Source organism: Ramlibacter tataouinensis TTB310 (assembly GCF_000215705.1).
GTDB lineage: Bacteria > Pseudomonadota > Gammaproteobacteria > Burkholderiales > Burkholderiaceae_C > Ramlibacter > Ramlibacter tataouinensis.
Window position 1 is genome coordinate 3333907 of the sequence record NC_015677.1, and the last position, 25569, is coordinate 3359475.

Here is a 25569-nt window from a genome sequence, read left to right on the forward strand (position 1 = left end):
GCTCAGCCGAAAGGATGCAGGCGCGGCTGAAAAGGGATGTTACCGCAGTGCAACAAGGCCCCGCTGACAAATGGCCGGCGGCAGCGGCGGCGAGCCTCATGGGAAACCCCGTTGCCCGGCTCGCCCCGGCTCTGTCTAATCGCGGTCACGAAACGACGGTAGAGTCACGCCCCTGTGCCCGTCCCATCAGGAGTCTTCATGAAGCTTAAGTTCGCAGCGGTGGCCATGGCCGCCGCCTTCACCCTGCCTGCCGTCGCCCAGACCGAGATCCAGTGGTGGCATTCCATGGGCGGCGCCCTGGGCGAATGGGTCAACGACCTGGCCAAGGACTTCAATGCCAGCCAGAAGGATTACAGGATCGTGCCCACCTTCAAGGGCAGCTACGACGAATCCATGACGGCGGCCATTGCCGCGTTCCGCTCCGGCAACGCCCCGCACATCCTGCAGGTGTTCGAGGTCGGCACCGCTACCATGATGGCCGCCAAGGGCGCAGTGGTGCCGGTGGGCAAGGTGATGCAGGACGCCGGCGTAAAGTTCGACTCCGACGCCTACGTGCCGGCGGTGGCGGGCTATTACACCGCGCCCAACGGCCAGATGCTGAGCTTCCCCTTCAACAGCTCGACGCCGGTCTTCCACTACAACAAGGACGCCTTCAAGGCCGCGGGCCTGGACCCGGAGAAGCCGCCGACCACCTGGCCGGAGGTGGCCCTGGCAGCCGCCAAGCTCAAGGCTTCCGGGCACAAGTGCCCGTTCACCACTGCCTGGGTGAGCTGGACCCAACTGGAGAGCTTCTCGGCCTGGCACAACGTGCTGTACGCGACCAAGAACAACGGCTTCGGCGGCCTGGACGCGCGGCTGGCCTTCAACAGCCCGCTGCACGTGCGCCATATCGACAACCTGGCCAACATGGCCAAGAATGGCCTGTTCGTCTACAAGGGTCGCGGCAACGCGGCGGATGCCACCTTCGTCTCGGGCGAATGCGCCATGTTCACCGGCACCTCGGCCGTGTACGGCAACGTCAAGCGCAATGGCAAGTTCGGCTATGGCATCGGCACCCTGCCCTACTACCCCGACGTGCCCGGGGCGCCGCAGAACACGGTCATCGGCGGCGCCAGCCTGTGGGTGATGTCGGGCAAGAAGCCGGACGAGTACAAGGGCGTGGGCCAGTTCTTCGCCTACCTGTCGCAGCCGGAGGTGGCGGCCAAGAGCCACCAGCGCACCGGCTACCTGCCGGTGACCAAGGCCTCCTTCGAGATCACCGACAAATCCGGCTTCTACAAGCAGAACCCGGGCACCGACGTGTCGGTCACGCAGATGATCCGCAAGACCACCGACAAGTCGCGCGGCGTGCGCCTGGGCAACTTCGTGCAGATCCGCGCCATCGTCGACGAGGAAATGGAGCAGGTCTGGCGCGGCGCCAAACAGCCCAAGGAGGCGCTGGACGCGGCGGTGCAGCGCGGCAACGAGCAGCTCGAGCGCTTCCAGAAGGCGAACAAGGGCTAGTACATTAGCGACCTCATCCAAAAGGACAAGGCCCCGCGGGGCCTTGTTTCACGTCCGTGACCGAAAAACGCGTTCGATTTAAGTCGGCCTGGCTGCCCTGGGTGCTGGTGGCACCGCAGATGGCCATCGTGCTGGTGTTCTTCTTCTGGCCGGCCGGCCAGGCGCTGGTCCAGAGCCTGCTCCAGCAGGATGCCTTCGGCATGAGCAGCGAGTTCGTGGGACTGGAGAACTTCCGGCGCCTGTTCAACGATCCCAGCTACCTGGAGTCGTTCAAGACCACGGCCCTGTTCTCGGCTTTGGTGGCTGTGCTGGGGCTGAGCATCGCCCTGCTGCTGGCCGTCATGGCCAACCGCGTGATCCGCGGCTCCGGCCTCTACCGGATGCTGCTGATCTGGCCCTACGCCGTCGCCCCGGTGGTGGCCGGCGTGCTGTGGCTGATGATGTTCGCATCGCCCTATGGCGTGGTGGCCTATTTCCTGCGCTACATCGGCATTCCCTGGGACCACCTGCTCAACGCCAACCACGCGATGGCGCTGATCGTCATGGCCGCGGTGTGGAAGCAGATTTCCTACAACTTCCTGTTCTTCCTGGCCGGGCTGCAGTCCATCCCGCAATCGCTGATCGAGGCCGCCACCATCGACGGCGCCACACCCTGGCGGCGCTTCTGGGGCATCGTGTTCCCGCTGCTGTCGCCTACCACCTTCTTCCTGCTGGTGATCAACGTCATCTACGCCTTCTTCGACACCTTCGCCATCGTCGACGCAACGACGCACGGCGGCCCGGGCAAGGAGACGGCGATCCTGGTCTACAAGGTCTACTACGACGGCTTCAAGGCCCTGGACATCAACGGCTCGGCCGCGCAGTCGGTCATCCTGATGGGGATCGTCATCGCGCTGACCGTGGTGCAGTTCCGCTTCGTCGAGAAGAAAGTCCAATACTGAGATGAGCGCCCGCCATGGTTGAACGCCGCCCCGTCCTCACCTTCTTCTCCCACCTCATCCTGCTGGCCGGGTTGGCCGTCATCGTCTTCCCGGTGTTCCTCACCTTCATCGGCTCGACGCAGACCGCGCAGCAGATCGCCACCAGCAATCCGCTGTCGCTCAGGCCCGGCGGCAACTTCTGGGAGAGCTACACACTGGCCCTGTTCGGCGGCAAGACCTACAGCGGCTCCACGATCGCGCCGGTGGCGCCCATGCTGTGGGTCAGCCTGGTGAGCGCGCTGACCATCTCCCTGGGCAAGATCGCCATCTCGCTGCTGTCGGCCTTCGCCATCGTCTACTTCCGCTTCCCCGCGCGCAACCTGGTGTTCTGGATGATCTTCGTGACGCTGATGCTGCCGGTGGAGGTGCGCATCGGGCCGACCTACGAGGTGGTGTCGGACCTGGGGATGCTCAACAGCTATGCCGGCCTGACGGTGCCGCTGATCGCATCGGCCACCGCCACCTTCCTGTTCCGCCAGTTCTTCCTGACGGTGCCGGACGAGCTGGTCGAGGCGGCCCGCATGGACGGCGCCGGGCCGATGCGCTTCTTCTTCGACGTGCTGCTGCCGCTGTCGCGCACCTCCATCGCGGCGCTGTTCGTCATCCAGTTCATCTACGGCTGGAACCAGTACCTGTGGCCGCTGCTGGTGACCACCAGCGAGGACATGTACCCCGTGGTGCTCGGCATCAAGCGCGCCATCTTCGGCGAGGTCTACGTCGAATGGAACGTGGTCATGGCCACGGCCATCCTGGCCATGCTGCCCCCGGCCCTGGTAGTGACGCTGATGCAGCGCTGGTTCGTCAAGGGCCTGGTCGATACCGAGAAATAAGACAGCAAGCAAGAAAGACGGAAAGCCATGGCTGCCATTTCATTTCGCAACGTCATCAAGCGCTACGGCAAGGGCAAGCAGGAGCTGCAGGTCATCCATGGCGTGAACGCCGAGATCGGCGATGGCGAGTTCATCGTGATCGTGGGGCCTTCGGGCTGCGGCAAGTCCACCCTGCTGCGCATGGTCGCCGGCCTGGAGGAGATCTCCGGCGGGGAGGTCGCCATCGGCCCCCGCGTGGTCAACGACCTGGAGCCGGCCGAGCGCGACATCGCCATGGTGTTCCAGAACTACGCGCTCTACCCGCACATGAGCGTGTTCGACAACATGGCCTACGGCCTGAAGATCCGCAAGGTGCCGGTGGCCGAGATCAAGGCCCGCGTCGACAAGGCGGCCGGCATCCTCGAGCTGAGTCACCTGCTGGAGCGCAAGCCGCGCCAGCTCTCGGGCGGCCAGCGCCAGCGCGTGGCCATGGGTCGCGCCATCGTCCGCCAGCCCCAGGTCTTCCTGTTCGACGAGCCGCTGTCCAACCTGGATGCCAAGCTGCGCGCCCAGACCCGCCTGGAGATCCAGAAGCTGCACCGTGAGCTGGGCATCACCTCGCTGTTCGTCACGCATGACCAGGTGGAGGCCATGACGCTGGCCCAGCGCATGATCGTGATGAACGCAGGCAACACGGAGCAGTTCGGCACGCCCGAGGAGGTGTACCACCGGCCGGCGTCCACCTTCGTGGCCAGTTTCATCGGTTCGCCGCCCATGAACCTGCTGAAGAACGGGCCCGGCGGCAAGGCCGGCACCATCCTGGGCATCCGGCCGGAGCACCTGGACATCGCCGAAGGCGGCTGGGCGCTGCAGGTGGAAACGGTGGAACTGCTGGGCGCCGAGCGCCTGATCTACGGCCGCCTGGGCGGTGAGCAGGTGATCGTGCGCAGCGAGGAAGGCCGCCCGCCGCCCGCCCCCGGCGCCACCTTGCACGTGCGCCCGCGCGAGGACCGGCTGCACTGGTTCGACGCCGCAAGCGGCAAGCGGATCGCTGGATGAGCGGCGGCAACGGCACCTCATCGCCCTCCCGCTTCCCCTCTCCCTCCCCTGGACAGGGGAGGGCTGGGGTGGGGTCGAGCCCCGTGCGGCCGCAGGCCACGGGGTCCGCAGGACCCGAGTGGCCTTATCCGCGCTGGATCGCCCATCGTGGAGCCGGCAAGCTGGCGCCGGAGAACACCCTGTCGGCTTTCCGGCTGGGCGCGGCCCACGGCTACCGCATGTTCGAGTGCGACGCCAAGCTGTCGGCCGACGGCGTGCCCTTCCTGCTGCACGATGCCACGCTGGAACGCACCACCAATGGCCGCGGTACGGCCGGCGACCTGCCATGGCAGCAGCTGTCGCAGCTGGACGCCGGCGGCTGGCACTCGCGGACCCACGCCGGTGAGCCGCTGCCCACGCTGGAGGGGTTGGCCCGCTGGTGCCTGGCCAATGGCCACCTGCTGAACATCGAGATCAAGCCCACGCCAGGACTGGAGCGGCGCACCGGCGAGGTGGTGGCGGCCGAGGCGGCGCGGCTCTGGCAGGGCGCGCAGATCCCGCCGCTGCTCACCTCTTTCCGGCCGGAGGCGCTGCAGGGCGCCCTGGCAATGGCACCGGTGCTGCCGCGCGGCCTGCTGCTGGACACGTTGTGGGACGACTGGTCCGGCGTGGCGCAGGCGCTGGGTTGCGTGGCCATCGTCTGCAACCATGCACTGTGGGATGCCGCGCTTGTGGCGCAGGTGCACGGCGCCAACATGCGCTGCCTCAGCTATACGGTTAACGACGAGTGGGCGGCCCAGCGGCTGCTCCAGCTCGGCACGGACGGCATCATCACCGACCGGGTCGACTTGTTTGCCCCGGTTTGAGGCGGCGCGGCCCCTGGCGGGCCCGCTTGCGATTACGCTATAGTAAACGCATTACGCAATGGTAAATCAGGAGACGCCATGGCCGCCGTACTCAAAGCCACCCAGCCCCTGCCCGCCCCCGCTCCCATCCAGCAGCTGCACCACTACGCTTGGCGGGCGCGCGATGCCGAGGAGACGCGCCGCTTCTACGAGGACATCCTGGGGCTGCCGCTCTACCACATCATCCAGAGCGACCACGTGCCCAGCACGGGGGAGTACTGCCCGTACACGCACTTCTTCTTCCGGCTGCAGGACGGCTCGTTCATCGCCTTCTTCGACCTGGGTGACGACCAGGCGGCCGAGCCCTCGCCCAACACGCCCAAGTGGGTCAACCACATCTCCTTCCGGGTGGACAGCATCCAGGCGCTGCAGGACATGAAGGCCCGGCTGGAGGCGCATGGCGTGGAGGTGCTGGGCATCACCGACCACCACATCTTCGACAGCATCTACTTCTTCGATCCCAACGGCATCCGCCTGGAGCTCACGGCCCAGCGGGCCGACGAGTTCCAGATGCTGCAGGAGAGCAGGACCGCCCATGCCCGGCTGGCCGAATGGACCGCCCGCAAGGAGCAGTGGCGGCGCGAGCGGGCCGAAGGCAAGGCCGCCGGAGCGCTCAAGCCCCAGAAGAACGACCGCCCGGAATACGGCAGCCGCTAGGCGCATCGCACGAGGAAGGAGGGCGCGATGGCCGAGCGCTACGCCGAGACAGCCTTCAGCAACGGCTACGAATTCACCCAGGGCGGCGGCTACGTGCTGCCCGAGTACCCGTTTGTCGAGCCACCCGAGATCCGCAGCGGCCAGACCGGGCACCAGCCCGTCGTCATCGTCGGCGGCGGCATCACCGGCCTGACGCTGGCCTGCGCGCTGGCCCAGCACGGCGTGCCGGCCGTGCTGCTGGACGAGGACAATACGGTGGGCGTCAAGGGCGCGTCCTCGCGCGGCATCTGCTACACGCAGAAATCGCTGGAGATCTTCCACAAGCTGGGCGTCTATCCGCACATCGCGGCCAAGGGCATCCAGTGGAGCGTGGGCCGCACCTTCGCCGGCGACGACGAGGTCTATTCCTTCGACCTGCGCCAGCAGAGCGCGTACAACCTGTCGAGCCAGCCGCCGTTCATCAACATCCAGCAGTTCTACATCGAGGCCTTCCTGGTCGACCGCATTCGCCAGCTCGGCCAGGTGGAGATCCGCTGGAACAACCGGGTCACCGCCTTCGAGCAGGACGCGGACGGCGCCACGCTTTCAGTCAGCACCCCCGCCGGCGACTACCGGCTGCGCGCCGACTGGGTGGTCGATGCCACCGGCTCGCGCACGCCGTTCCGGCAGTGGGCCGGCGTGCAGGTCACGGCCAAGAAGGGCGACGACCGCTGGTGCATCGCCGACGTGCGCTTCACCAGGCACCCGCCGGTGGAGCGCCACACCTGGGTGGAGGCGCCGTTCAACGAGAACCGCGCCGTCTGGCAGCACCTGATGGGCGACGGGGTCTGGCGCATCGACTACCAGATGGCGCCGGACGCCGACCCGGCCTACGTCAGCCGCGAGGACGTGGTGCGCGAGCGGCTGGCGCGGCAGTTCGGCCCCGACTGCGAGGTCGAGATCGTCTGGGTCGGCCCCTACGCCTACCGCAGCGAGTGCGTGGACCGCATGCGCTGCGGCCGGCTGTTCCTGATGGGCGACGCGGCCAAGGTGGTCAGCCCCTTCGGCGCGCGCGGCGGCAACACCGGCATCGCCGACGCCGACAACCTGGCCTGGAAGCTGGCGGCGGTGGTGCAGGGCCTGGCGCCGGCCAGCCTGCTGGACAGCTACCACGAGGAGCGCCACGAAGCGGCTCGGCAGAACGTGCTGGTGACCAACCGCACGGCGCGCTTCCTGCGGCCGGCCGACGGCGTGGAGCGCACCTTCCGCCAGGCGGCGCTCAGCCTGGCCAAGCAGTACCTGTTCGCGCGCCAGCTGGTCAACACCGGCCGCATGGCGGTGGCCAACCCCTATACCCGCTCCTCGGCGTGCGACGGCGGCGGCGGCCAGTCGGTGCAGAACGTGGGCTTCCAGTGGGTCGACGGCTCGCCGGGCGTGGTCAACGACCTGCTGCGCTGGGCCGGCCTGCGGCTGCTGCTGCTGGTGTTCGGCGAGGTGGACGGCGCGGCGCTGCGGCGGCTGCGCGAGCTCTGCGCATCGGCGCCGCTGCGCTGCGTGCAGGTGGTCGGCGCCGACCAGCGCGCCGCCATCCACGAGCACGTGCGCGACCTGCGCGGCCACCTGCAGGGCGCCTGCCATGTGTTCGGCCACGTTCCCGTGAAGGAACCTCGCGGTTCCTGGGCGCTGCTGCGGCCCGACAGCTACGTGGCGGCCACCGGCGGGAGCATCGACGGCACCCTGGTGCGGGCCGTCGGCAAGGCCCTCGGGCTGCAGGAGTCGGTCGCCGCATGAAGACCAGCCTGAACTTCAAGGACGCCGACGGGTTCTACGAGCAGCTGCTCGATGCACATGCGGGGCTGTCGCCGCAGCAGTCGGAGCTGCTCAACGCCCGCCTGATCCTGCTGCTGGCCAACCAGGTCGGCGACGCCCAGGTGCTGCGCGAGTGCGTGGAAGCCGCGGCCCGGCTGCCGGAGCCGCCCGCCGAATAAAATCGGGCCACCCGACCACGACGGCATCCCACGGGGTGCCGTTTTCTTTTGCCCAGCCATGAGCGACACACCCCAGCAACCCGGCCTGAACAGCCTGCCCAAATCCTTCGAGCCCGCCCCGATCGAGGCCCGCTGGGAACCGGTCTGGGAGCAGCGCGGCTACGGGCGCGCCGGCTGGCGCGGCACCGGCCAGGCCCGGGAGGGGGAGCCCTCCTTCGCCATCCAGCTGCCGCCGCCCAACGTGACCGGCACGCTGCACATGGGGCACGCGTTCAACCAGACCATCATGGACAGCCTGACGCGCTACCACCGCATGCGCGGCTTCAACACGCTGTGGGTGCCGGGCACGGACCATGCGGGCATCGCCACCCAGATCGTGGTGGAGCGCCAGCTGCAGCAGCAGGGCCTGTCGCGCCATGACCTGGGCCGCAAGAACTTCGTGGCCAAGGTCTGGGAGTGGAAGCAGCAGTCGGGCAACACCATCACCCGGCAGATGCGCCGAATGGGCGACAGCGTGGACTGGTCGCGCGAGTACTTCACCATGGACGAGCGGCTCTCGCGCATCGTCACCGAGACCTTCGTGCAGCTGTACCAGCAGGGCCTGATCTACCGCGGCAAGCGCCTGGTGAACTGGGACCCCGAGCTCAAGACGGCGGTGAGCGACCTGGAGGTGGAGAGCGAGGAGGAGGACGGCTTCCTCTGGCACATCGCCTACCCCCTGGCGGGCGACGGCGGCTCGCTGACGGTGGCCACCACGCGCCCGGAAACCCTGCTGGGCGACGTGGCCGTGATGGTGCACCCCGAAGACGAGCGCTACAAGCACCTGGTGGGCAGGCAGGTGAAGCTGCCGCTGTGCGACCGCGAGATCCCGGTCATCGCCGACGAGTACGTGGACCGCGAGTTCGGCACCGGCGTGGTCAAGGTCACGCCGGCGCACGACGCCAATGACTACGCCGTGGGCCAGCGCCACGGCCTGCCCCTGGTCGGCGTGCTGACGCTGGACGCCAGGATCAACGACAACGCGCCGGCCGCCTACCGCGGGCTGGACCGTTTCGTGGCGCGCAAGAAGGTGGTGGCCGACCTGCAGGCGCAAGGCCTGCTGGTCGAGACCCGCAAGCACAAGCTGATGGTGCCGCGCTGCGCCCGCACCGGCCAGGTGGTGGAGCCCATGCTCACCGACCAATGGTTCGTCGCCATGACCCAGGTCGGCCAGGGCGACGCCACCGGCAAGTCCATCGCGCAGAAGGCCATCGATGCCGTGCAGTCGGGCCAGGTGCGCTTCGTGCCCGAGAACTGGGTCAATACCTACAACCAGTGGATGAACAACATCCAGGACTGGTGCATCTCGCGCCAGCTCTGGTGGGGCCACCAGATCCCGGCCTGGTACGACGAGGCGGGCAAGGTCTACGTCGCGCGCAGCGAGGCCGAGGCGCAGGCCCAGGCGCCGGGGCGGCAGCTGCGCCGTGACGAGGACGTGCTGGACACCTGGTATTCCTCGGCCCTGGTGCCCTTCTCCACCCTGGGCTGGCCCGACAAGACCCAGGACCTGCAGCTGTACCTGCCTTCCAGCGTGCTGGTGACCGGCTACGACATCATCTTCTTCTGGGTCGCCCGGATGATCATGATGACCACCCATTTCACCGGCCAGGTGCCGTTCCGCGACGTGTACATCCACGGCCTGGTGCGCGATGCCCAGGGCCGCAAGATGAGCAAGTCCGAAGGCAACGTGCTGGACCCGGTTGACCTGATCGACGGCATCCCGCTGGCGCCGCTGCTGGACAAGCGCACCACCGGCCTGCGCAAGCCCGAGACCGCGCCGCAGGTGCGCAGGAACACCGAGAAGGAATTCCCCGAGGGCATCCCGGCCTACGGCGCCGACGCGCTGCGCTTCACCTTCGCCTCGCTGGCCTCGCTGGGCCGCAGCATCAACTTCGACGCCAAGCGCTGCGAGGGCTACCGCAACTTCTGCAACAAGCTCTGGAACGCCTCGCTGTTCGTGCTGATGAACTGCGAGGGCTTCGACTGCGGGCTGAAGGAGCACACCAAGGCCGAGTGCCAGCCCGGCGGGCCGGCGCACGGCTACATGCGCTTCTCGCAGGCGGACCGCTGGATCAGCTCGGCGCTGCAGAAGGCCGAAGCCGCGGTGGCGCAGGGCTTCGCCGACTACCGCCTGGACAACGTCGCCAACGCCATCTACGACTTCGTCTGGAACGAGTACTGCGACTGGTACCTGGAGATCGCCAAGGTGCAGCTGCGCGAAGCGGCCCGGGACGGCGACGAGGGCCGGCAGCGCGCCACCCGGCGCACGCTGATCCGCACGCTGGAAGCCATCCTGCGGCTGGCGCATCCCGTCATCCCCTTCATCACCGAGGAGCTGTGGCAGAAGGTGGCGCCGGTGGCCGGCCTGCCGGGCGAGTCGGTCAGCATCGCCCGCTACCCGCAGGCGCAGCCGGAGAAGATCGATGAGGCGGCCATCGCCTGGGTGGAGCGGCTCAAGGCCCTGGTGGACGGCTGCCGGCAGCTGCGAGGCGAGATGAACGTCTCGCCCGGCACGCGCCTGCCGCTGTATGCCGTCGCGGAAAGCACCACGGCGGCCGCCTTCCTGCGCGAGGCCGCGCCGGTGCTGCAGGCACTGGCCAAGCTGAGCGAAGTCCAGGTGTTCGACGACGAGGCGGCCTGGGCCGCGGCGGCCCAAGCCGCGCCGGTGGCGGTGGTCGGCGATGCGCGGCTGTGCCTGTTCATGGAGATCGACGTGGCCGCGGAGAAGGCGCGCATCGCCAAGGAGGCGGCGCGGCTGGAGGCGGAGCTGGCCAAGGCCAACGGCAAGCTGGCCAACCAGGCCTTCGTGGCCAAGGCGCCGCCGGCGGTGATCGAGCAGGAACGCCAGCGCATCGCGCAGTTCGCGGCCACGCTGGACAAGCTGAAGGGACAGCTGCTGCGGCTGGGCGCGTGAGCGGCTGGCAAGGCTTCAGTCAACGCTGGCCCACGCTTGCGCGATATCCTCCATGAGGTCCGTCGGTTCCTCAAGGCCGATCCAGAACCGTACGACCTGCCTGATCTCCGGATCAACGGCGCGCAGGCGAATGACCGCAGGATGAGACTCCTCGAAAAGCATGACCAGGCTCAACGGCCCTCCCCACGAATAGCCGATGTGGAAGAGATCGAGGCCTTCGACGATGTGCTCGGCAGGGCACGTTCCCATGGCGACGCTGATCAGACCGGGGGCGCTGGTGAAGTAGCGCTTCCAGTGCGCATGACCAGGACTGGATGCCAATGGCGGGAAGTGCACGCGGCGCACGCCCGGTTTGCCGTCGAACCATGGTGCAATCTGCTCGGCCGCGGACCTGCTGTGGCTGTAGCGCATCCTCAACGTGGGTAACCCCCGGAGCACCAGGTAGGCGTCGTCGGAGCTCACGTTGAGCCCGAGGTAGTGTCGGGTCAGCTTCAGCTGGCATATCAGTGCGGCATTGGCAGCACTGACGGAACCCAGCACGACGTCGGATCCTCCGGACTGCAACTTGGTCAAAGCCTGAACGGACACATCGGCCCCGAGTGCAAACGCTTGCAGATGCAGTCCGGCCGCATACGTGTTGTCGATTGCCACCGTCACGTTCGCGGCTTTGGCTGCAGCAATCAGCGCCCCGAGATCGGGCACTTCAAGGCTCACGGAGCCGACGGCTTCGATCCAGACGAGCCGCGTCCTTGGACCCAGTGCTGCGGCGAGGGATGACGCTTCGCCGGGTTCATACCGGCGAAGTCCGATGCCAAAACGCGCCAGGAGGGTTTCGGCCATCTGCACGGCGGAACCGTAGAAGTTGGCCGGCATGGCCACCTCGTCTCCCGCCTTCAGCAGTGCCACGCAGGTGACGTAGATCGCCGCCAATCCGGAGGGAACCAGGATGGTTTCGCCGGCGCCCTCCAGGCGCGCAAGTCGCCTTTCCAGTTCGCGGGTCGTGGGTGTTCCCTCCCTGCCATACGGCGAAGGGTCAGCATCCCAGCCAGTCCGCCGCAGCTTCTCGACGCTCTCGAGCAGCACGGTCGATGCGCGGTGGACCGCCGGCAGCGTGGCGCGGAACCCCCCCTGCTGATTGGGCTGGATCAAGTCGGTCTGGCTCGCCCGGTTCGCGCGCGAAGTCTTTGGCATCATCCCTCCTCGCACCTTCGTCCGGCCATCCCTCACCCCAGCAGGGTGAAGAACAGGCCCACGGTGACGGCCAACGTGCAAAGCATGCGCACGAAGCCAACGCTCTCCTTCAGGAACACTGCGCCGAAGATCACCCCGAAAACCACGCTTACCTCGCGTAGCGCGGAGACCAACGCGGGCTGGCTGCGCGAAAGTGCGACGATGATCAGTGCGTGCGCGGCGGACATGACGAGCCCATTGACCAGGCAGGTCCGTCCACGTGCCTTCGCGTATCGCGCCAAACGCACAGGGGACTTCAGCAAGGCTGCCATGAGCATCAGCAATCCCTCGAGAACGAACAGCCACAAGATATATGCGTAGGCGTGGCCGCTCACGCGGGCTCCTTTGCTGTCCAGCAACGTGAAGGTGGCGATGAATGCGGAGGTTCCGAGCGCAAAGCCGATGGCCGCCCTTGCATGCGACGTCGGGAAGCCGCGATCGAAAGTAAGGCCCATGATGCCGACCGCGATTGCCAAGATGCCAAGGTATTGCCACGCACTCAGGCTCAGGCCCATGGCGACCGATGCCAGAGCCACGAACAGCGGGGTAGCTCCGCGTGCGATCGGATACACCTGGCTCATCTCCCCATACTTGTAGCCGAGGCTGAGGCAGATGCGGTATCCCGCGTGCAGTATTGCCGAAACGCCGAGGATCGGCCAGGCCCGGCTGTTGACCCCAGGAAGGAGGGGGAGCGCCAATGCGCACAGCACGGCGGAGGTCGCGGCCATCAGCGTCAGGGACAGGAACTTGTCTTCATCCTTCTTCACGAAGAGGTTCCATCCTGCGTGCATGAGGGCCGAAAGCATCACGATGGAAAGCGAGATCGGGTCCATGCTTCAGATGGCGTGATCCTGAGGCAGGACGACGAGTTGCGGGATGTTGATGTGCGCAGGCTGGCACATGACCCAGTAAATCGCATCGGCCACATCTGCGGCGCTCAATGGCCGCGAGATGTTCCGTGAAACGGAGGGATGGACGTCCAGATCGCGATGAAGCTCCGTCCTGACCAGGCCCGGTGCGATGCAGGATACGCGAACGCCACTCCTTGCGAGTTCGATGCGAAGCGCTTCACAAAGCGCCTCGATGGCGTGTTTGGTTCCGGCGTAGCCGCCAGCCGTCTCGCGTACCTTGTGACCCATGACGCTCGTGGTGTGGATCAAGTGCCCGGAATTCTCCTGCTGGAAGTGCTTGAGGAACGTGTAGGTGAACCGATACGCTGCCTCGACGTTGATGCGGACCATCTGGCAGAGCAGGTCCAGGTCGATCTGATCGATCGTGCCTGTATGGTTGATTCCGGCATTGTTGATCGCGTAGTTGACGGTACCGAAGTGCTTCAGGGCCATCTCCAGGAGGCGCGAGGCCGCGTCCCCGTCCACGAGATCGCCCTCAAGCCATACGACGTCGGGGAACTTCTGTGCGGTGGCGGCCAACCTGGCTGCCCGCCTGCCGTGAAGAACGAGCTTCACGCGAGCTGCAGCCAGCTTTTCGGCGGCTGCCATGCCAATGCCGCTCGATGCGCCGGTGATCACGGCCACGCGGCCGGCCAGTGGGTACGCGGTCGCGTCGGGCAGGACGGGGCCGGTCACCATCGTGGTCACTCCGTTCTGGCGCGCAGGCGATCGGTGCACGCGGCACGGAAGGCGGCGGTGATCGCGCAGTCAAGCGGGCTGGAGCCGTCCATCCATTCGATGTGCCACTGCACTCCGAGTGCAAAGGCATGGCCCTGCACGGAGATGGCCTCTACCACCCCGTCCTCCGCGTGCGCCTGGGCAAGGACGCGGGAGCCCAGACGGGAGACGCCCTGTCCATGCAGCGAGTTGACGCGAAAGTCGCTCTCGCCAAGATGCGCGGCACGCGCCAGAGCCTCCAGTTGCGAACCCCTCGCCAAGCGCAGCGTATGCCTCGGCTGGTAACGCTGCTCGTAGGGGAGCTGCTTATCGGATCGGTGATCCATGTTTCCCGCGATTGCATGAAGCTCCTGGTGCAGATCGCCGCCGAAAGCGACGTTGAGTTCCTGCATGCCACGGCAGATCCCCAGAATCGGAACATTGCTATCGAGGCAGTCCAAGATGAGCGGCAGTGTTGTCATGTCCCGCGCGTAGTCCGCACTGCCGAGCGGCTGAGTCTTGATGAAGGATCCACCCTGCAGGCGTACCCCCACGTTGCTAGGGGAACCGGTCAGCAACAATCCGTCCAGCCGCTCGACCAGGGCGGACAGCCCGCCCGGCGCCGACGGTGCTGCCGGGACTGCCGGCAGGAGCACGGGGACGGCATCGAGCGCGTTCACCACGTAGTCCACGTACTTGTGGAAGGCGGTATGGTGGGGCGTCGGCGGATAGTCCCCGAAAGCGATGTTCCGCAGGCAGCACGACACACCGACGACGGGGCGGGCGGCGGTCATCGGAACAAAGCCCGCGTGGCCGGTGTGCGAGCGCCGTAAGCCTTCTTGCGATAGTCGATCTCCATGTCTGAGTACTCCCCATCCCCTTTTTCCATCAGCTCGTCGATTGCGCTGCATGCTGCCATGCCCGAGGGCACTTCGGCGTAGGCCCCCAGGCGGTGCGCGCCTGCCGCAAAGATGTCATCGACGAAATCCATCAGCGCAAGGATGTACTCCTTGATTTCGCTTGCAGAGAGCCCGAAGCCGGCGCTTAGCAGGCGCAGGTACCTGGCGAGGAGCTTCGGTTCCGTTGCGCAGCGTTGGGCGGACTTGATGATCCACTTGCGATGGTAGTTGGTGTTCCCGCAAAGATGCGTGTAAGCCTGGAACTGGGCAACCATGTTTTCGCGGGCGAGGTCGGCGCAGCGGACAAGGTCTCCTTCGTCCCAGGCGCCCAGGATGTCCAGGAGCACCGAGAAGTCCGACGCCTTCCACCGATAGAGAAGGTATTGAAAGCGCACCAACCCTATCCTCGCCCGCAAGTCAGCCAGGTACTCGCCTCCAGCGAGGTCCCTTGCGTGAAACAGCCGATGCACAAAAGCCATGTCCCTGACGCCGAGGTATTTCGTCAGCAGCATGAGGGACCGCGTCGCATACGCAAAAGTCTCTCCGAGCTCTCGGGCAAGCGCCTCGACTTCCGACAACGTCCGGTATTCAATATCCACCTTGACGTGCGTGCCAGGAACGACGGTGTGGATCAGGAAGACTTCGGACGCGGGGTCGGACCCCTTCAGGATGGAACGGTCAGGCGTTAGGACGCGGTAGTGCCTCCGGACGTCGATTTCGTGCCCCTGCCGCAGCCTCTCGGTGATGACGTGGACGTCGATGTCCGAGTAGGCGTTGCCGATCCCCTCGATCAGCGAGCCGCCGATGAAGGCACCATCACCCGGTCTCAGGTAGGCGTTCTCGAGCACGAAAGGTACCGGCAATCGCAGCGCCCCTTGGAGCAGAGGAATGGTCTCGTCTGCGTGCAGCAACGTTCTGTCAACCATGGAAGACCTCCCGGAGCGAGCCCCGGATCGCGGCGCCCTGGGACTTCCAAGTCTGCAAGACGTCGTCGACCGAGCGCGCGTCCAAGATCGGGGACGCGCCCGCACGGTCATGCTTGATCAGTTCGGCCGACAGCGTCAGTCCATCCCACGAATCCAGGTCGATCCGGGCGGCGCACAAGGCCGAGCGCACCACGTCCAGCGGCAATTGCGCGCCTCGCTCGACGGCCCAGGCCAACTCGGCGGCGATCGATACCTCATCCTGGTGCGTCAGGCGCCGCAACACCTCTGCGGGGTCCACACTGTGCCGCTCGCTGGAACTTTCCAACTCCGTGACCTTCTGCCCCAGTGCGCCGTCCGGCACAGGGTCGCCGCCGCACCCCGGGATGCACGCAAGCAGGAGCGGCCGGAGTTCCTCAAGCGGCAGGAGGATTCCGAGTTCACGAACCAAGTCAGCCGGCTCGTCCGGACAGTGAACGAAGCCCAGCATCCTGTTGTGCATCGCCATGGCGGTCCGCAGGTGCTCGGCGCGGCGCCGCTCGGGGTGGGCTGATCCTTTGAGAGCCCACAGGTGAACGCATGCGGGCACGGTGGCACCGGCAGGGCCGCGCAGAAGCACCAGGAGAGAGTTGCTCTTGGCATTGACGCGGTGAGTCAGCCGCACGCGGTCCAGGGTGGCTGCGTTCCACTGGAAACGCCAGATGGCATTTGCATCGGCACGCCCGATGGCCACCGGCGTGTGCCCGACCGGGATGTAACCATGACGTGTGACGAAATCCAGCGCGACCCTGGTCAATCGGCGAGCGATCGCTTCGGGCTTGATGACGAGGAACGTGTGCCCGTAGACGAAGTCGGGAATGCGCGGGCCGTGGGTCTCAAGCAGCGCCGACCAGCACTCATCGGCCGCGAATTCCGACGCATAGAGTTCGGCCTTGCGCTCCTGGACTGTCAGCATCGGCAGCGCGCTCGCGTATTCGAGACCTTGCGTCACTGTCGCGCTCCGCCCGCGGAACTTCGCGGATCATTGTTCGGGGAGATGTTCGTGACTCTCGTGCCAAGCGCATCGTAGTAGAACATCATGGTTCGCGGCGAGTGAGAACGGCAGAGTTCGCGGATCCTGCCGATCCGCTGCAGGCTGTGCCGCTCCGCCACGCGGATCGCCTTCAAAGTGGACACCGTGCCCTCGAGATCATCGTTGACCACGTGGTAATGGTGCTCGTCGATGTACCCAAGGTCCTGAAGGGCCATCTGCTCCTTGATATAAAGCTCCTCGCCCGTTTCGGTTCCGCGCCCGTGCAGCCGGCGCAACAACTCCGAGAACGTCGGCGGCACTATGAATATGCCGACCACCTGCTCCCGGAACTGCCGTCTGAGATTGATGTACAGCTGCGGCGTGTAGTCGAACACCAGGTCGCGGCCCTCCGCGATCGCAGCCTCCAGAGGTGCGATCGGCGTGCCGTAGTACTTTCCCTCCGACGGGTTGACCCACTGTGCAAAGGCTTTGGCTTCGACCAGCCGCCGGAACTCTCCGCGCGAGACGAACTGGTAAAGGCCGCTCTCGTCTGCGCGGTGTTGCGGCCGGGGCTTGCGCGTTGTGATGTTTGCCACGTAGCCAAGGTCCGAGCACTCCTGCCGCCATCTCTTGATCAGCGTGGTCTTGCCCGTGCCCCCCGGGCCCGAGAGGACATAGAAGGTCGCGCCGGGGTTGGCACGAAAGTCGATGTCAGGGACGGAACTCGTGCTGGAATCAACCATGGAGGATGGCCTCTCCCGGCCGCGAGAGGCCGCGCAGCCATGCCGCGACTCTGGTCGCGATGGCCTCGGGTTGGAGGCCGAAGAGCGCGTGAAGGTCCTCGGTACTGCCCACGGGGGCGAACACCCCCGGCACGCTGATGCTCAGCATCGGCACGGGCGTGCCGCGTACGACGACGGAGGCGACGGCGCTGAACAAGCCTCCTTCCCGCTGGTGATCCTCGACGCACACGAGGCGACGCGTCTCCCTGCAGGCCCGCGATATCGCCTTTACGTCAAGGGGCGCGAGACTGGACATGTTCAGCACGCGCGCCTCTATCCCTTCGCGTGCGAGCAGTGAAGCGGCCTCGAGCGCACCGTGCGCAGCGAAGCCCATGCTGAAGAGCGTGACGTCCTCGCCTTGCCGGAGTTCGGTAGCCTTGCCGAATTCAAAGGGCTGGGTGTGCGGTTGCAGCGAGGGGACCGGTATGCGATTGAGGCGAATGAAGACCGGGCCGACGTGTTCATGCGCGGCGCGGACCGCTTGTGCCGTCTCCGTGGCGTCTGAGGGTGCGGCGATCCGCAGACCGGGCAGCACGCGCATCCAGGCGATGTCCTCGATCGCGTGATGGGTGGGCCCCAGCGACCCGTAAGCGAAGCCTGCGCTGTTTCCGCATAGCTTGACGTTGGCATCGGACAGTGCGATGTCGACCTTGATCTGCTCGAGGGCGCGGCCGGTGAGGAAGCAAGATGCCGCACAGACAAATGGGATCATCCCTGCGTTTGCAAGGCCTGCCGCAACCCCGACCATGTTCTGCTCGGCGATTCCGGCGTCGAAGAGTCGATCCGGGAATCGTGCCAGGAAGCCGGCGGCGCTGCTGGACGAAATGGAATCGTTCACCACCATGCACACGCGAGCGTCCGTCGCCGCCAGATCCACGAGGGTGGCGGCGAAACTCGCGCGGGGATCTTCGGTAGCGTTCATTCGTGAGCAGCTGCCGCACCAAGCTCTCTAAAGGCCAGCTCCGCCTCGGCGCTGGTGGGCAGCTTGTGATGCCATGCCGCCTGCCCCTCCATGAAACTGACGCCCTTCCCTTTGCGGGTCCGGGCAAGGATGCAGCTGGGACGCCCCTTCTGCAGAGGTAGGCCGTCCAGGCACGCGAGAATCTGTTCCGCGCTGTGGCCGTCAACCTCCATCACCGACCAGCCAAACGCCCTCCACTTGTCCGCGAGCGGCTCCAAGCGGCACACCGACTCCGTGGCACGTCCCTGCTGCAGGCCGTTGCGGTCTACGATGACCGTGAGATTGTCGAGGCCATGGGTGGCCGCCAGCATAGCCGCCTCCCAGTTGCTTCCCTCCTGCAATTCGCCATCCCCGGTGAGAACGAATGTCCGGCGGTCCGAACGGTGCAGGCGCGCCGCCAGGGCTGCGCCGACCGCGAAGGGAAGCCCGTGTCCGAGCGCTCCAGTGCACGTTTCGATGCCAGGGCTGTGGGCGGACGGATGACCTGCAAGCGCACCGTCTAGGCGTCCGTAATTGTCGAGAATCGATGCCGGCCACCAACCTAGCTCAATCAGAACACTATAAAGAGCAAGTGCTGCATGTCCTTTGCTCAAAATAAACCGGTCTCGGTCGGGGTGCTCGCTTTGCACGCATGGCTTCCTAAGGACGCCTGCGTAAAGAGCGGAAATGAGGTCGGCCGCTGAGAAATCCGGACCGAGGTGGCCGAATTCGCTGCTCGAGGTAACCGCCAGGCAGCGAAGTCGGACCCGGTGTGCGATGGCGCTCGAAAATGCAGCGCGAGTTTGCAGAGATGCTTGGCGGTGCTGCTCCTGCTCTTGCTCTTGCGAATCGGTTTCCTGAAGATTTGGCGGGCTCGTCACACGCATGACATCTTCCTCCTGTATGGCAATGCAGCTCGGAGGATTTAATCTGCAGATAATCGTTGACGCAATCCTGTTAGATATGACAGGGGCTCTGCATGTGAGTCAGCATTAAGAGGAAATTGCAACCCCGAGGTTTGACCTGCAAGTTGGCCATTCGGCCGCACAAATTGAAACTACGGTTGAGATGCTATACGACCCTTGGCTTGATCGCTGGCTTCCTCTGTTAACCCAGCAGTATTCGGGCGAGCTTGTCCTCGACATTGGTTGCGGTCATGGCGACGATCTCCGGACGCTCGCACGGGCCGGGTTCCGGGTAATGGGGTTCGACCGGTCGGCCGTTGCAGTTGCTCTCGCGCGCAGGCGTGTGCCAGGGGCGCGCATAGAACACACCGACTTTCGCGAGCGCTTTGCAGTGGGTGTTCCATCCCTTGGCGTAGTGGTAGCAAGTCTCTCGCTGCACTACTATCCGTGGGAGGAAACTTTAGCTCTCGTGGCGAAAATACGGAGCGCGCTTCGTCCTGGGGGGCTTTTACTTTGCCGACTCAACTCAACCACAGACCGCCACTTCGGTGCGGGCAGGGGCGATGAGATCGAGCCGAATCTTTTCCTGATCGATGGTCACCCAAAACGGTTTTTCGACGAGGAGTCCGTATCAGCGCTCTTTTCGAAGGGATGGAAAACACTGTCAATTCAACAGCTGCACACACGTAAATACCTGCGACAGAAGGCACTGTGGGAGGTCGTCCTTGAGCGTAGCGCTAATTGACCGGTGCTAATTTACCCTGCGAATTGTCTTTCTACATAGGCATGTTGAAAGATGAGCATCATCGGTATTTTCAAAACATGCAGACGATGTCTTACGCCCTAAACTTCTATATGCCCGAGGTATCAGTCGGGGACTCACAAGCTCCGAGTTGTTTGAAAAGTTGTTTGAAAGTATTTCGCCGCACTCGGCGCCGCGACTCAGCTCCCAGATGAAGGAGCCGGCGAAAGCCGCAACCCAGCAAGCGCGGCAGCGCTGGAGACCGTCTTGGCGCCCGGTGTCTGGCTGAGGTAGCGCGACCTCTGGCTAGGGCGCCGACTCGCCAGCACCCAAGCTGTCCTCGAACGGCACGGGCTGGCTGGGAATCTGGTCGAAGATGCTGGTGCGCTGCGTGGTCAGGGTCTCGTGGATGCGGTGCGCCACGTACCAGCTGGCGCGCAGCCGGGCCTCGCGCGTGTGCGTGCCCAGACGCGGCGTCAGGTAAAGGTTGGACGCATCGTGCAGCGGCGAGCCCCGCGAGGCGAAGCCGGCCTCCGCGCCGTCCAACAGGCAAGCGTCGATGCGGCCGTCCGCCAGAGCGCGGGCCAGCGCTGCCGCATCGAACAGCTGCGAGCGGCTGATGCCCACCCACACCTGCCCGGGCTTGCAGTGCGCCAGCAGCTTGTCGTTGACGAAACCCTGGTAGCGCGAGGCATACATCACCTGCACGGACACGGCGTCGGCCTGGGACAGCACGTCGTTCAGTCCCAGCGGCTGGATGTGCAGGCGCGACCAGATCGGTGCCGTGTGGTGGATGGCCGGGTCGTAGCCGACCAGCCGCACGCCCAGCCCATGCAGCATGGGCGCGAGCGCGTGCGCCGTGGGCGCCAGGCCGACGATGCCTACCACGCTGCCGAACAGCTCGCGCCCGAGCCGCACTTCGGCATGCCGGTTGCCGCCCAAGGTGGCGCCGAGGCCGCGCCGGTACAGCAGTAGCAGGCTGGCCAGCAGGTACTCGGCGTTCGAGCGCACGTTCGCGGTACTGGCCTGTATCACCCGCACCTTGCGGTCGCGGCAGGCCTCCAGGTCGGTGTTGTCGGTGCCCACGTGCATGCGGGCGATGGCGCGCAGGCGCGGCGCGAAATCCAGGAATTCGCGCGTGACCACCACCTTGCGCGGCAGCACCACGGCCTGGGCGTTGTAGAGGGCCTTGCGCAGCAGGCTGGCATCGATGGCCAGCTCGGGCCGGCACGCCACGGTGTGACGCTCCTGCAGCCACGCCAGGGCCTCCGGCACCAGGCGCTCCGCAAGTAAGATGTCCAAGCTCGGCGTCCTTGTCTGACAGAGATATCAGCGGGTAGATGACGCAGCCGTGTGAGCGCGCCGCAGAAACTGCGCAAACTTTAGCTACAAAACTGCACGTCGTCGATGAAAAAATTCACAGGCATTAACAAAGCGGTTTTCCCGGTGGCGGGCCTGGGAACGCGATTCCTCCCGGCCACCAAGGCGCAGCCCAAGGAGATGCTGCCCATCGTCGACAAGCCTTTGATCCAGTACGCAGTCGAGGAAGCCTACGACGCCGGCATCCGCCACATGGTGTTCGTCAACGGCCGCAACAAGCGGGCCATCGAGGACCATTTCGATACCGCCTACGAGCTGGAGACCGAACTCGAGGCCGCCGGCAAGAACGACCTGCTGGCGCTGGTGAATTCCATCAAGCCCGATGACATGCACTGCTCCTACGTGCGCCAGTCCCGTGCGCTGGGCCTGGGACATGCCGTGCTGTGCGCCCAGCCGCTGGTGGGCGAAGAGGCATTCGCCGTGCTGCTGGCCGACGACCTCATGACCGGCCCGGACGGCGGCCCGTCGGTGCTCAAACAGATGGTCCAGGTGTTCGATCAGACCCAGGCCTCCGTGCTCGCCGTCCAGGAAGTGCCGCGCGATCACGTCAAGCGCTACGGCATCGTCGCCGGCGAAGCCAGCGGCGAACGCCTGATCCGGGTGCGGCAGATGGTCGAGAAGCCCGCCCCCGAGGTGGCGCCTTCGCGCCTGGGGGTGGCCGGCCGCTACGTCCTGACCCCCAGCGTGTTCGACCAGATCCGCCAGCAGCCCCGCGGCACGGGCAACGAGATCCAGCTGACCGACGGCATCGCGCGGCTGATCGCCACCGAGGGCGTCTACGCCTATGCCTACCAGGGCAAGCGCTACGACTGCGGCAGCAAGCAGGGCTTCCTGGAGGCGACGGTGGAGCTGGCGCTCAAGCACCCCGAGGTGGGCCCCGGCTTCCAGGAATACATCAAGACCACCTTCTGCTGAAGCGCTACGTGCTCGCCGGGCGCTTCAGCGCCGGCGCAGCACGTGGATGAATTCCTGCCCCGCGGTGCGCTGCTCCACCAGCTCATTGCCGGTCTGCTTGGCGAATGCCTGGAAATCGCGGATCGAACCGGCGTCGGTGGCCACCACCTTGAGCAGCTGGCCGGTCTGCATGTCGGTCAGGGCCTTCTTGGCCTTGAGGATGGGCAGCGGGCAGTTCAGGCCACGCGTGTCGATTTCCTTGTCGATGTTCATCGTGCTTGTCCTGAAGCGATGCGCCGATTCTAGGCAATGCCTCAGGCGCTGCGCGGGAACTCCATGAACTGCGGCTGGTGGCCGCGGCTGCGCAGCCAGTCGGCCAGAGCGTAGCCGGTGCCGGCCGGCCAGCACTTCACCGCGTCGTAGTCGTACAGCCGCCAGTCGGCCAGCTCGGGCGAGAGCCTGACCTCACCCTCGGCCACCACGTGGTAGGCGATGATGACCTGGTTCATGCGCTGGAAGTCGTAGACCCCGATGAGATGGACCTCGGTTGCGCGCAGGCTGGTCTCCTCCAGCACCTCGCGCGCGATGCCGTCCTGCGGCGACTCGCCCGCCTCCATGAAGCCGGTGATCAGCGCGTACATCTTGTGCTGCCAGGCGGCATTGCGCGCCAGCAGCACCTTGTCCTGGTACTGGACCACCGCGGCCAGCACCGGCGTCGGGTTGTTCCAGTGCGTCCAGCCGCAGGCCGGGCAGCGCAGCCGCTGCTTCTCGCCGCCGTCCTCCAGCTGCGCGATCCACCGCAGCGGCGTGGCACAGGCCGGGCAGAAGCGGTACGCCCCGTCCGCGCTCCCGCTCATGCGGGGAACACCCCGGTGGACAGGTAGCGGTCGCCGCGGTCGCACACCACGAAGACGATGGTCGCGTTCTCCACCTGCACCGCGACCTGCTGGGCGACCCAGCAGGCGCCGGCGGCCGAGATGCCGGCGAAGATGCCTTCCTCGCGCGCCAGCCGGCGGCACATCTCCTCCGCATCCTCCTGGCTCACGTAGACCAGCTCGTCCACGGCGCTGGGGTCGTAGATCCGCGGCAGGTACTCCTGCGGCCACTTGCGGATGCCGGGGATGCGCGAGCCCTCGCTGGGCTGCGCGCCGATGATGCGCACCGCCGGGTTCTTCTCCTTGAGGTAGCGCGAGACGCCGGTGATGGTGCCGGTGGTGCCCATGGCGCTGACGAAATGGGTGATGCGGCCGCGCGTCTGCTCCCACAGCTCGGGGCCGGTGGTCTCGTAGTGGATGCGGGGGTTGTCGGGGTTGGCGAACTGGTCCAGCACGCGGCCCCTGCCCTCGCGCTGCATGTTCTCGGCCAGGTCGCGCGCGTACTCCATGCCGCCGCTCTTGGGCGTGAGCAGCAGCTCGGCGCCGAACGCCTTCATGGTCTGCGCCCGCTCGACCGACAGGTCCTCCGGCATGATCAGCAGCATGCGGTAGCCCTTGATGGCGGCGGCCATGGCCAGGGCGATGCCGGTGTTGCCCGAGGTGGCCTCGATCAGGGTATCGCCGGGCTTGATCTCGCCGCGCTCCTCGGCGCGGCGGATCATGGAGACGGCGGGCCGGTCCTTGACCGAGCCGGCCGGGTTGTTGCCCTCGAGCTTGCCCAGCACGACGTTGCCGCGCCGGCGGTTGGCGTCGGCGCCTATGCGCTGCAGCGCCACCAGCGGTGTCTTGCCAATGGCGTCTTCGATGGTGGGGTAGTTCATGGCGACCACTGTGCCATAATTTCCGGCTCCCCTTTTTCTTGCTGCCGGAGTGGTGAAATTGGTAGACGCAGGGGACTCAAAATCCCCCGCCCGAGAGGGCGTGCCGGTTCGATTCCGGCCTCCGGCACCAGCAAGCAGCAGCGCTCAAGCCGCCAGGTCGTCGAGCTTCTTGCCGCCCTTGAGCGCGTCGACCACCCACTGCGGCTTGCGGCCGCGGCCGGACCAGGTCTTGCCGTCGGGGCCGCGGTACTTGGCGCTCGCGGCAGTCCCGCCCGCCCTGGCACTGCGCCGACCTGCGCCGGCGGCGGCGCGCAAGCCCAGGTCCTCGGCCGTGAGGCCATAGGCCTTGATCTTGGCCTTCACGTCGTTGATCGCGTCCTCGGTTTCCTTCTGGCGCAGCTGCTCGGCCTGCGCCATCAGCCGTTCGGCCTGTTCCTTGAGTTCGAGATAAGTAGCCATCGCAAGTTGAATGTTGTAGAGAGAGGGCGCGAATTTAGCCGATTGCAGGGGCATTGCGATTGGCGCATCCTCCAGCCGTCCGGTCCTCTTTCAAGGAGCTGTCATGGTCGCGATGCGTCGAATGCAGTGGTGGGGCTTGCTGGTCCTGGCTTTCGCCTCGGGCGGCACGTGGGCACAGACCCCCACGCCGCAGCAGGACGCGCAGCAGCAGGCCGTGGTGGAGGCGCTCACCCGGGCGCACGCGGCCGTCGTCGGCGTGCAGGTCGAGGCAGCCGAAGGCGCGCGCTCGGCCGAGACCCTGGGGCGCCTGCGCAGCGGCTCGGGCGTGGTGATAGCCCCCGACGGGCTCATCCTCACCATCGGCTACCTGACGCTGGAGGCCGACAGCATCCAGGTGGTCACCGCCGACAACCGCACCTGGCCGGCCCGGGCGGTGGCCTACGATCCGGCCACCGGCTTCGGCTTGGTGCGGCCGCTGCTGCCCCTGCCGGGCGTGCTGCCGGTGCCGCTGGGCACGGCTGCCGATGTCGAGCGGGGTGAGCCGCTGATGGGCGCGGTCGGCGGCGCGGATGCCGGCGTGGGGGTGCTGCAGCTGGTGGACAAGCGCCCGTTCTCCGGCTACTGGGAGTACCACATCGACACGGCCCTGTTCACCAGCCCGCCCTTGTCCAACCACAGCGGCGCGCCGCTGTTCAACCGCCGCGGCGAACTGCTGGGGATAGGCAGCCTGTTCGTGATGGACGCCGCCGGGGAGGACCGCCGCCTGCCGGGCAACATGTTCGTGCCGGTAGAGCTGCTCAAGCCCATCCTGGAGGAACTGCAGCAGACCGGCACGACCCGGCAGGCGCGCCGCCCCTGGCTGGGACTGACCTCCACCGGGCAAGGCGGCCGCGTGCAGGTGGTGCGGGTCAGCCGTGACAGCCCTGCCGAGGCGGCCGGCCTGCGCGTGGGGGACGTGGTGCTGGCGGTGGATGACCAGCGCGTGGCCACGCTGGAGGAGTTCTACAAGCGCATCTGGGCGCACCGCAACCCGGACGACGAGGTGCGGCTCACCATCCAGCAGGGCGAGCAGGTCAAGGCCGTGTCGGTCAAGGCCGTCGATCGCATGACCACCATGGTCAAGCCGGCCGGCATCTGAGCGCCGCGAAAGGCCGCACTCAGGCGCTGCAGTCCTTCTCCCACACGCCGTCGCGACGAGCCCTGACGCCGGGCGCCCGGCGCCCCGCTA

The 25569-nt window shown here is 66.3% G+C and carries 26 protein-coding genes and 1 tRNA gene; 13 read left to right on the plus strand and 14 right to left on the minus strand.

Annotated elements, in window-relative coordinates; genetic code table 11:
* Nucleotides 1-198 precede the first annotated feature (198 nt).
* The 9 genes from ugpB (at nucleotide 199) to RTA_RS16030 (ending at nucleotide 10812) form a co-directional block, all read left to right on the plus strand.
* Complete coding sequence (gene ugpB / locus RTA_RS15990) at nucleotides 199-1503, plus strand: sn-glycerol-3-phosphate ABC transporter substrate-binding protein UgpB (protein ID WP_013902468.1); 1305 nt, start codon at nucleotides 199-201, stop codon at nucleotides 1501-1503.
* A 56-nt stretch (nucleotides 1504-1559) separates the two neighbouring features.
* Nucleotides 1560-2444, plus strand: coding sequence for a sn-glycerol-3-phosphate ABC transporter permease UgpA (gene ugpA / locus RTA_RS15995; protein WP_013902469.1), 885 nt, complete (start codon nucleotides 1560-1562; stop codon nucleotides 2442-2444).
* Between the two features lie 14 nt (nucleotides 2445-2458).
* A complete protein-coding gene (ugpE, locus tag RTA_RS16000) occupies nucleotides 2459-3313 on the plus strand; it encodes a sn-glycerol-3-phosphate ABC transporter permease UgpE (protein ID WP_013902470.1) in 855 nt (284 codons plus the stop codon).
* A 27-nt stretch (nucleotides 3314-3340) separates the two neighbouring features.
* Nucleotides 3341-4351: a sn-glycerol-3-phosphate import ATP-binding protein UgpC gene (locus RTA_RS16005; RefSeq protein ID WP_013902471.1), complete on the plus strand. Its 1011-nt coding sequence runs from the start codon at nucleotides 3341-3343 to the stop codon at nucleotides 4349-4351.
* An 83-nt stretch (nucleotides 4352-4434) separates the two neighbouring features.
* Complete coding sequence (gene ugpQ / locus RTA_RS16010; protein WP_013902472.1) at nucleotides 4435-5196, plus strand: glycerophosphodiester phosphodiesterase; 762 nt, start codon at nucleotides 4435-4437, stop codon at nucleotides 5194-5196.
* 78 nt (nucleotides 5197-5274) lie between these two features.
* Complete coding sequence (locus RTA_RS16015; protein WP_013902473.1) at nucleotides 5275-5892, plus strand: VOC family protein; 618 nt, start codon at nucleotides 5275-5277, stop codon at nucleotides 5890-5892.
* Nucleotides 5893-5919: 27 nt separating this feature from the next.
* Nucleotides 5920-7662, plus strand: a complete 1743-nt coding sequence (locus RTA_RS16020; RefSeq protein WP_013902474.1) for an FAD-dependent oxidoreductase — start codon at nucleotides 5920-5922, stop codon at nucleotides 7660-7662.
* Nucleotides 7659-7859, plus strand: coding sequence for a DUF2783 domain-containing protein (locus RTA_RS16025; RefSeq protein WP_013902475.1), 201 nt, complete (start codon nucleotides 7659-7661; stop codon nucleotides 7857-7859). Before RTA_RS16020 ends, RTA_RS16025 begins: the two co-directional genes overlap by 4 nt.
* A 58-nt stretch (nucleotides 7860-7917) precedes the next feature.
* Nucleotides 7918-10812 carry a valine--tRNA ligase gene (locus tag RTA_RS16030; RefSeq protein WP_013902476.1) on the plus strand — a complete coding sequence of 965 codons (2895 nt, stop codon included), beginning with the start codon at nucleotides 7918-7920 and terminating at the stop codon, nucleotides 10810-10812.
* Between the two features lie 15 nt (nucleotides 10813-10827).
* Here the strand turns inward: RTA_RS16030 and RTA_RS16035 are convergent, their stop codons facing one another.
* From RTA_RS16035 to RTA_RS16075, 9 genes are read right to left on the minus strand one after another with little or no spacing between them, the layout of a single operon-like run.
* The gene (locus RTA_RS16035; RefSeq protein ID WP_013902477.1) at nucleotides 10828-12003 is read right to left on the minus strand and encodes a PLP-dependent transferase; all 1176 of its coding nucleotides are present in this window, start codon (nucleotides 12001-12003) and stop codon (nucleotides 10828-10830) included.
* A gap of 32 nt (nucleotides 12004-12035) precedes the next feature.
* A complete protein-coding gene (locus RTA_RS16040) occupies nucleotides 12036-12875 on the minus strand; it encodes an EamA family transporter (protein ID WP_041675668.1) in 840 nt (279 codons plus the stop codon).
* 3 nt (nucleotides 12876-12878) lie between these two features.
* Nucleotides 12879-13631: an SDR family oxidoreductase gene (locus RTA_RS16045; protein WP_013902479.1), complete on the minus strand. Its 753-nt coding sequence runs from the start codon at nucleotides 13629-13631 to the stop codon at nucleotides 12879-12881.
* Between the two features lie 5 nt (nucleotides 13632-13636).
* Nucleotides 13637-14443 (minus strand): gamma-glutamyl-gamma-aminobutyrate hydrolase family protein, encoded by an 807-nt coding sequence (locus tag RTA_RS16050; protein WP_013902480.1) that lies wholly within the window; start codon nucleotides 14441-14443, stop codon nucleotides 13637-13639.
* Nucleotides 14440-15474: a hypothetical protein gene (locus RTA_RS16055; RefSeq protein ID WP_013902481.1), complete on the minus strand. Its 1035-nt coding sequence runs from the start codon at nucleotides 15472-15474 to the stop codon at nucleotides 14440-14442. The genes RTA_RS16050 and RTA_RS16055 overlap by 4 nt, the downstream gene beginning before the upstream one ends.
* Nucleotides 15467-16462, minus strand: a complete 996-nt coding sequence (locus tag RTA_RS19935) for a nucleoside-diphosphate kinase (RefSeq protein WP_013902482.1) — start codon at nucleotides 16460-16462, stop codon at nucleotides 15467-15469. Before RTA_RS19935 ends, RTA_RS16055 begins: the two co-directional genes overlap by 8 nt.
* Nucleotides 16459-17226: a guanylate kinase gene (locus RTA_RS16065; RefSeq protein ID WP_013902483.1), complete on the minus strand. Its 768-nt coding sequence runs from the start codon at nucleotides 17224-17226 to the stop codon at nucleotides 16459-16461. The genes RTA_RS19935 and RTA_RS16065 overlap by 4 nt, the downstream gene beginning before the upstream one ends.
* A complete protein-coding gene (locus RTA_RS16070) occupies nucleotides 17219-18187 on the minus strand; it encodes a transketolase family protein (protein WP_013902484.1) in 969 nt (322 codons plus the stop codon). Before RTA_RS16070 ends, RTA_RS16065 begins: the two co-directional genes overlap by 8 nt.
* Nucleotides 18184-19092: a transketolase gene (locus tag RTA_RS16075; protein ID WP_013902485.1), complete on the minus strand. Its 909-nt coding sequence runs from the start codon at nucleotides 19090-19092 to the stop codon at nucleotides 18184-18186. The genes RTA_RS16070 and RTA_RS16075 overlap by 4 nt, the downstream gene beginning before the upstream one ends.
* Nucleotides 19093-19273: 181 nt before the next feature.
* On the opposite strand from RTA_RS16075, the gene RTA_RS20425 reads away from it, so the two are divergent.
* Nucleotides 19274-19855: a class I SAM-dependent methyltransferase gene (locus RTA_RS20425; protein ID WP_013902486.1), complete on the plus strand. Its 582-nt coding sequence runs from the start codon at nucleotides 19274-19276 to the stop codon at nucleotides 19853-19855.
* 303 nt (nucleotides 19856-20158) lie between these two features.
* On the opposite strand, the gene RTA_RS16080 is transcribed toward RTA_RS20425, so the two are convergent.
* Nucleotides 20159-21154 (minus strand): NAD(P)-dependent oxidoreductase, encoded by a 996-nt coding sequence (locus RTA_RS16080; RefSeq protein ID WP_013902487.1) that lies wholly within the window; start codon nucleotides 21152-21154, stop codon nucleotides 20159-20161.
* A 105-nt stretch (nucleotides 21155-21259) separates the two neighbouring features.
* Between RTA_RS16080 and galU the strand changes: the two genes are divergently transcribed.
* Nucleotides 21260-22147, plus strand: a complete 888-nt coding sequence (gene galU, locus RTA_RS16085; RefSeq protein ID WP_041675669.1) for a UTP--glucose-1-phosphate uridylyltransferase GalU — start codon at nucleotides 21260-21262, stop codon at nucleotides 22145-22147.
* A gap of 24 nt (nucleotides 22148-22171) precedes the next feature.
* Here the strand turns inward: galU and RTA_RS16090 are convergent, their stop codons facing one another.
* From RTA_RS16090 to cysM, 3 genes are read right to left on the minus strand one after another with little or no spacing between them, the layout of a single operon-like run.
* Complete coding sequence (locus RTA_RS16090) at nucleotides 22172-22399, minus strand: sulfurtransferase TusA family protein (protein ID WP_013902489.1); 228 nt, start codon at nucleotides 22397-22399, stop codon at nucleotides 22172-22174.
* A gap of 41 nt (nucleotides 22400-22440) precedes the next feature.
* Nucleotides 22441-22983 carry an NUDIX hydrolase gene (locus RTA_RS16095; protein ID WP_013902490.1) on the minus strand — a complete coding sequence of 181 codons (543 nt, stop codon included), beginning with the start codon at nucleotides 22981-22983 and terminating at the stop codon, nucleotides 22441-22443.
* On the minus strand, nucleotides 22980-23882 hold the full coding sequence (gene cysM, locus RTA_RS16100) for a cysteine synthase CysM (RefSeq protein WP_041675670.1): 903 nt from the start codon (nucleotides 23880-23882) through the stop codon (nucleotides 22980-22982). The genes RTA_RS16095 and cysM overlap by 4 nt, the downstream gene beginning before the upstream one ends.
* Before the next feature lie 43 nt (nucleotides 23883-23925).
* Here cysM and RTA_RS16105 point away from each other — a divergent pair.
* Nucleotides 23926-24012, plus strand: a tRNA-Leu gene (locus RTA_RS16105).
* A gap of 14 nt (nucleotides 24013-24026) precedes the next feature.
* Here RTA_RS16105 and RTA_RS16110 read toward each other — a convergent pair.
* Entirely contained in the window at nucleotides 24027-24341 is a 315-nt protein-coding gene (locus RTA_RS16110; RefSeq protein ID WP_041675671.1) for an H-NS histone family protein, read from the minus strand.
* A 103-nt stretch (nucleotides 24342-24444) separates the two neighbouring features.
* Between RTA_RS16110 and RTA_RS16115 the strand changes: the two genes are divergently transcribed.
* The gene (locus RTA_RS16115) at nucleotides 24445-25479 is read left to right on the plus strand and encodes a S1C family serine protease (RefSeq protein ID WP_013902493.1); all 1035 of its coding nucleotides are present in this window, start codon (nucleotides 24445-24447) and stop codon (nucleotides 25477-25479) included.
* Nucleotides 25480-25569: the final 90 nt, after the last annotated feature.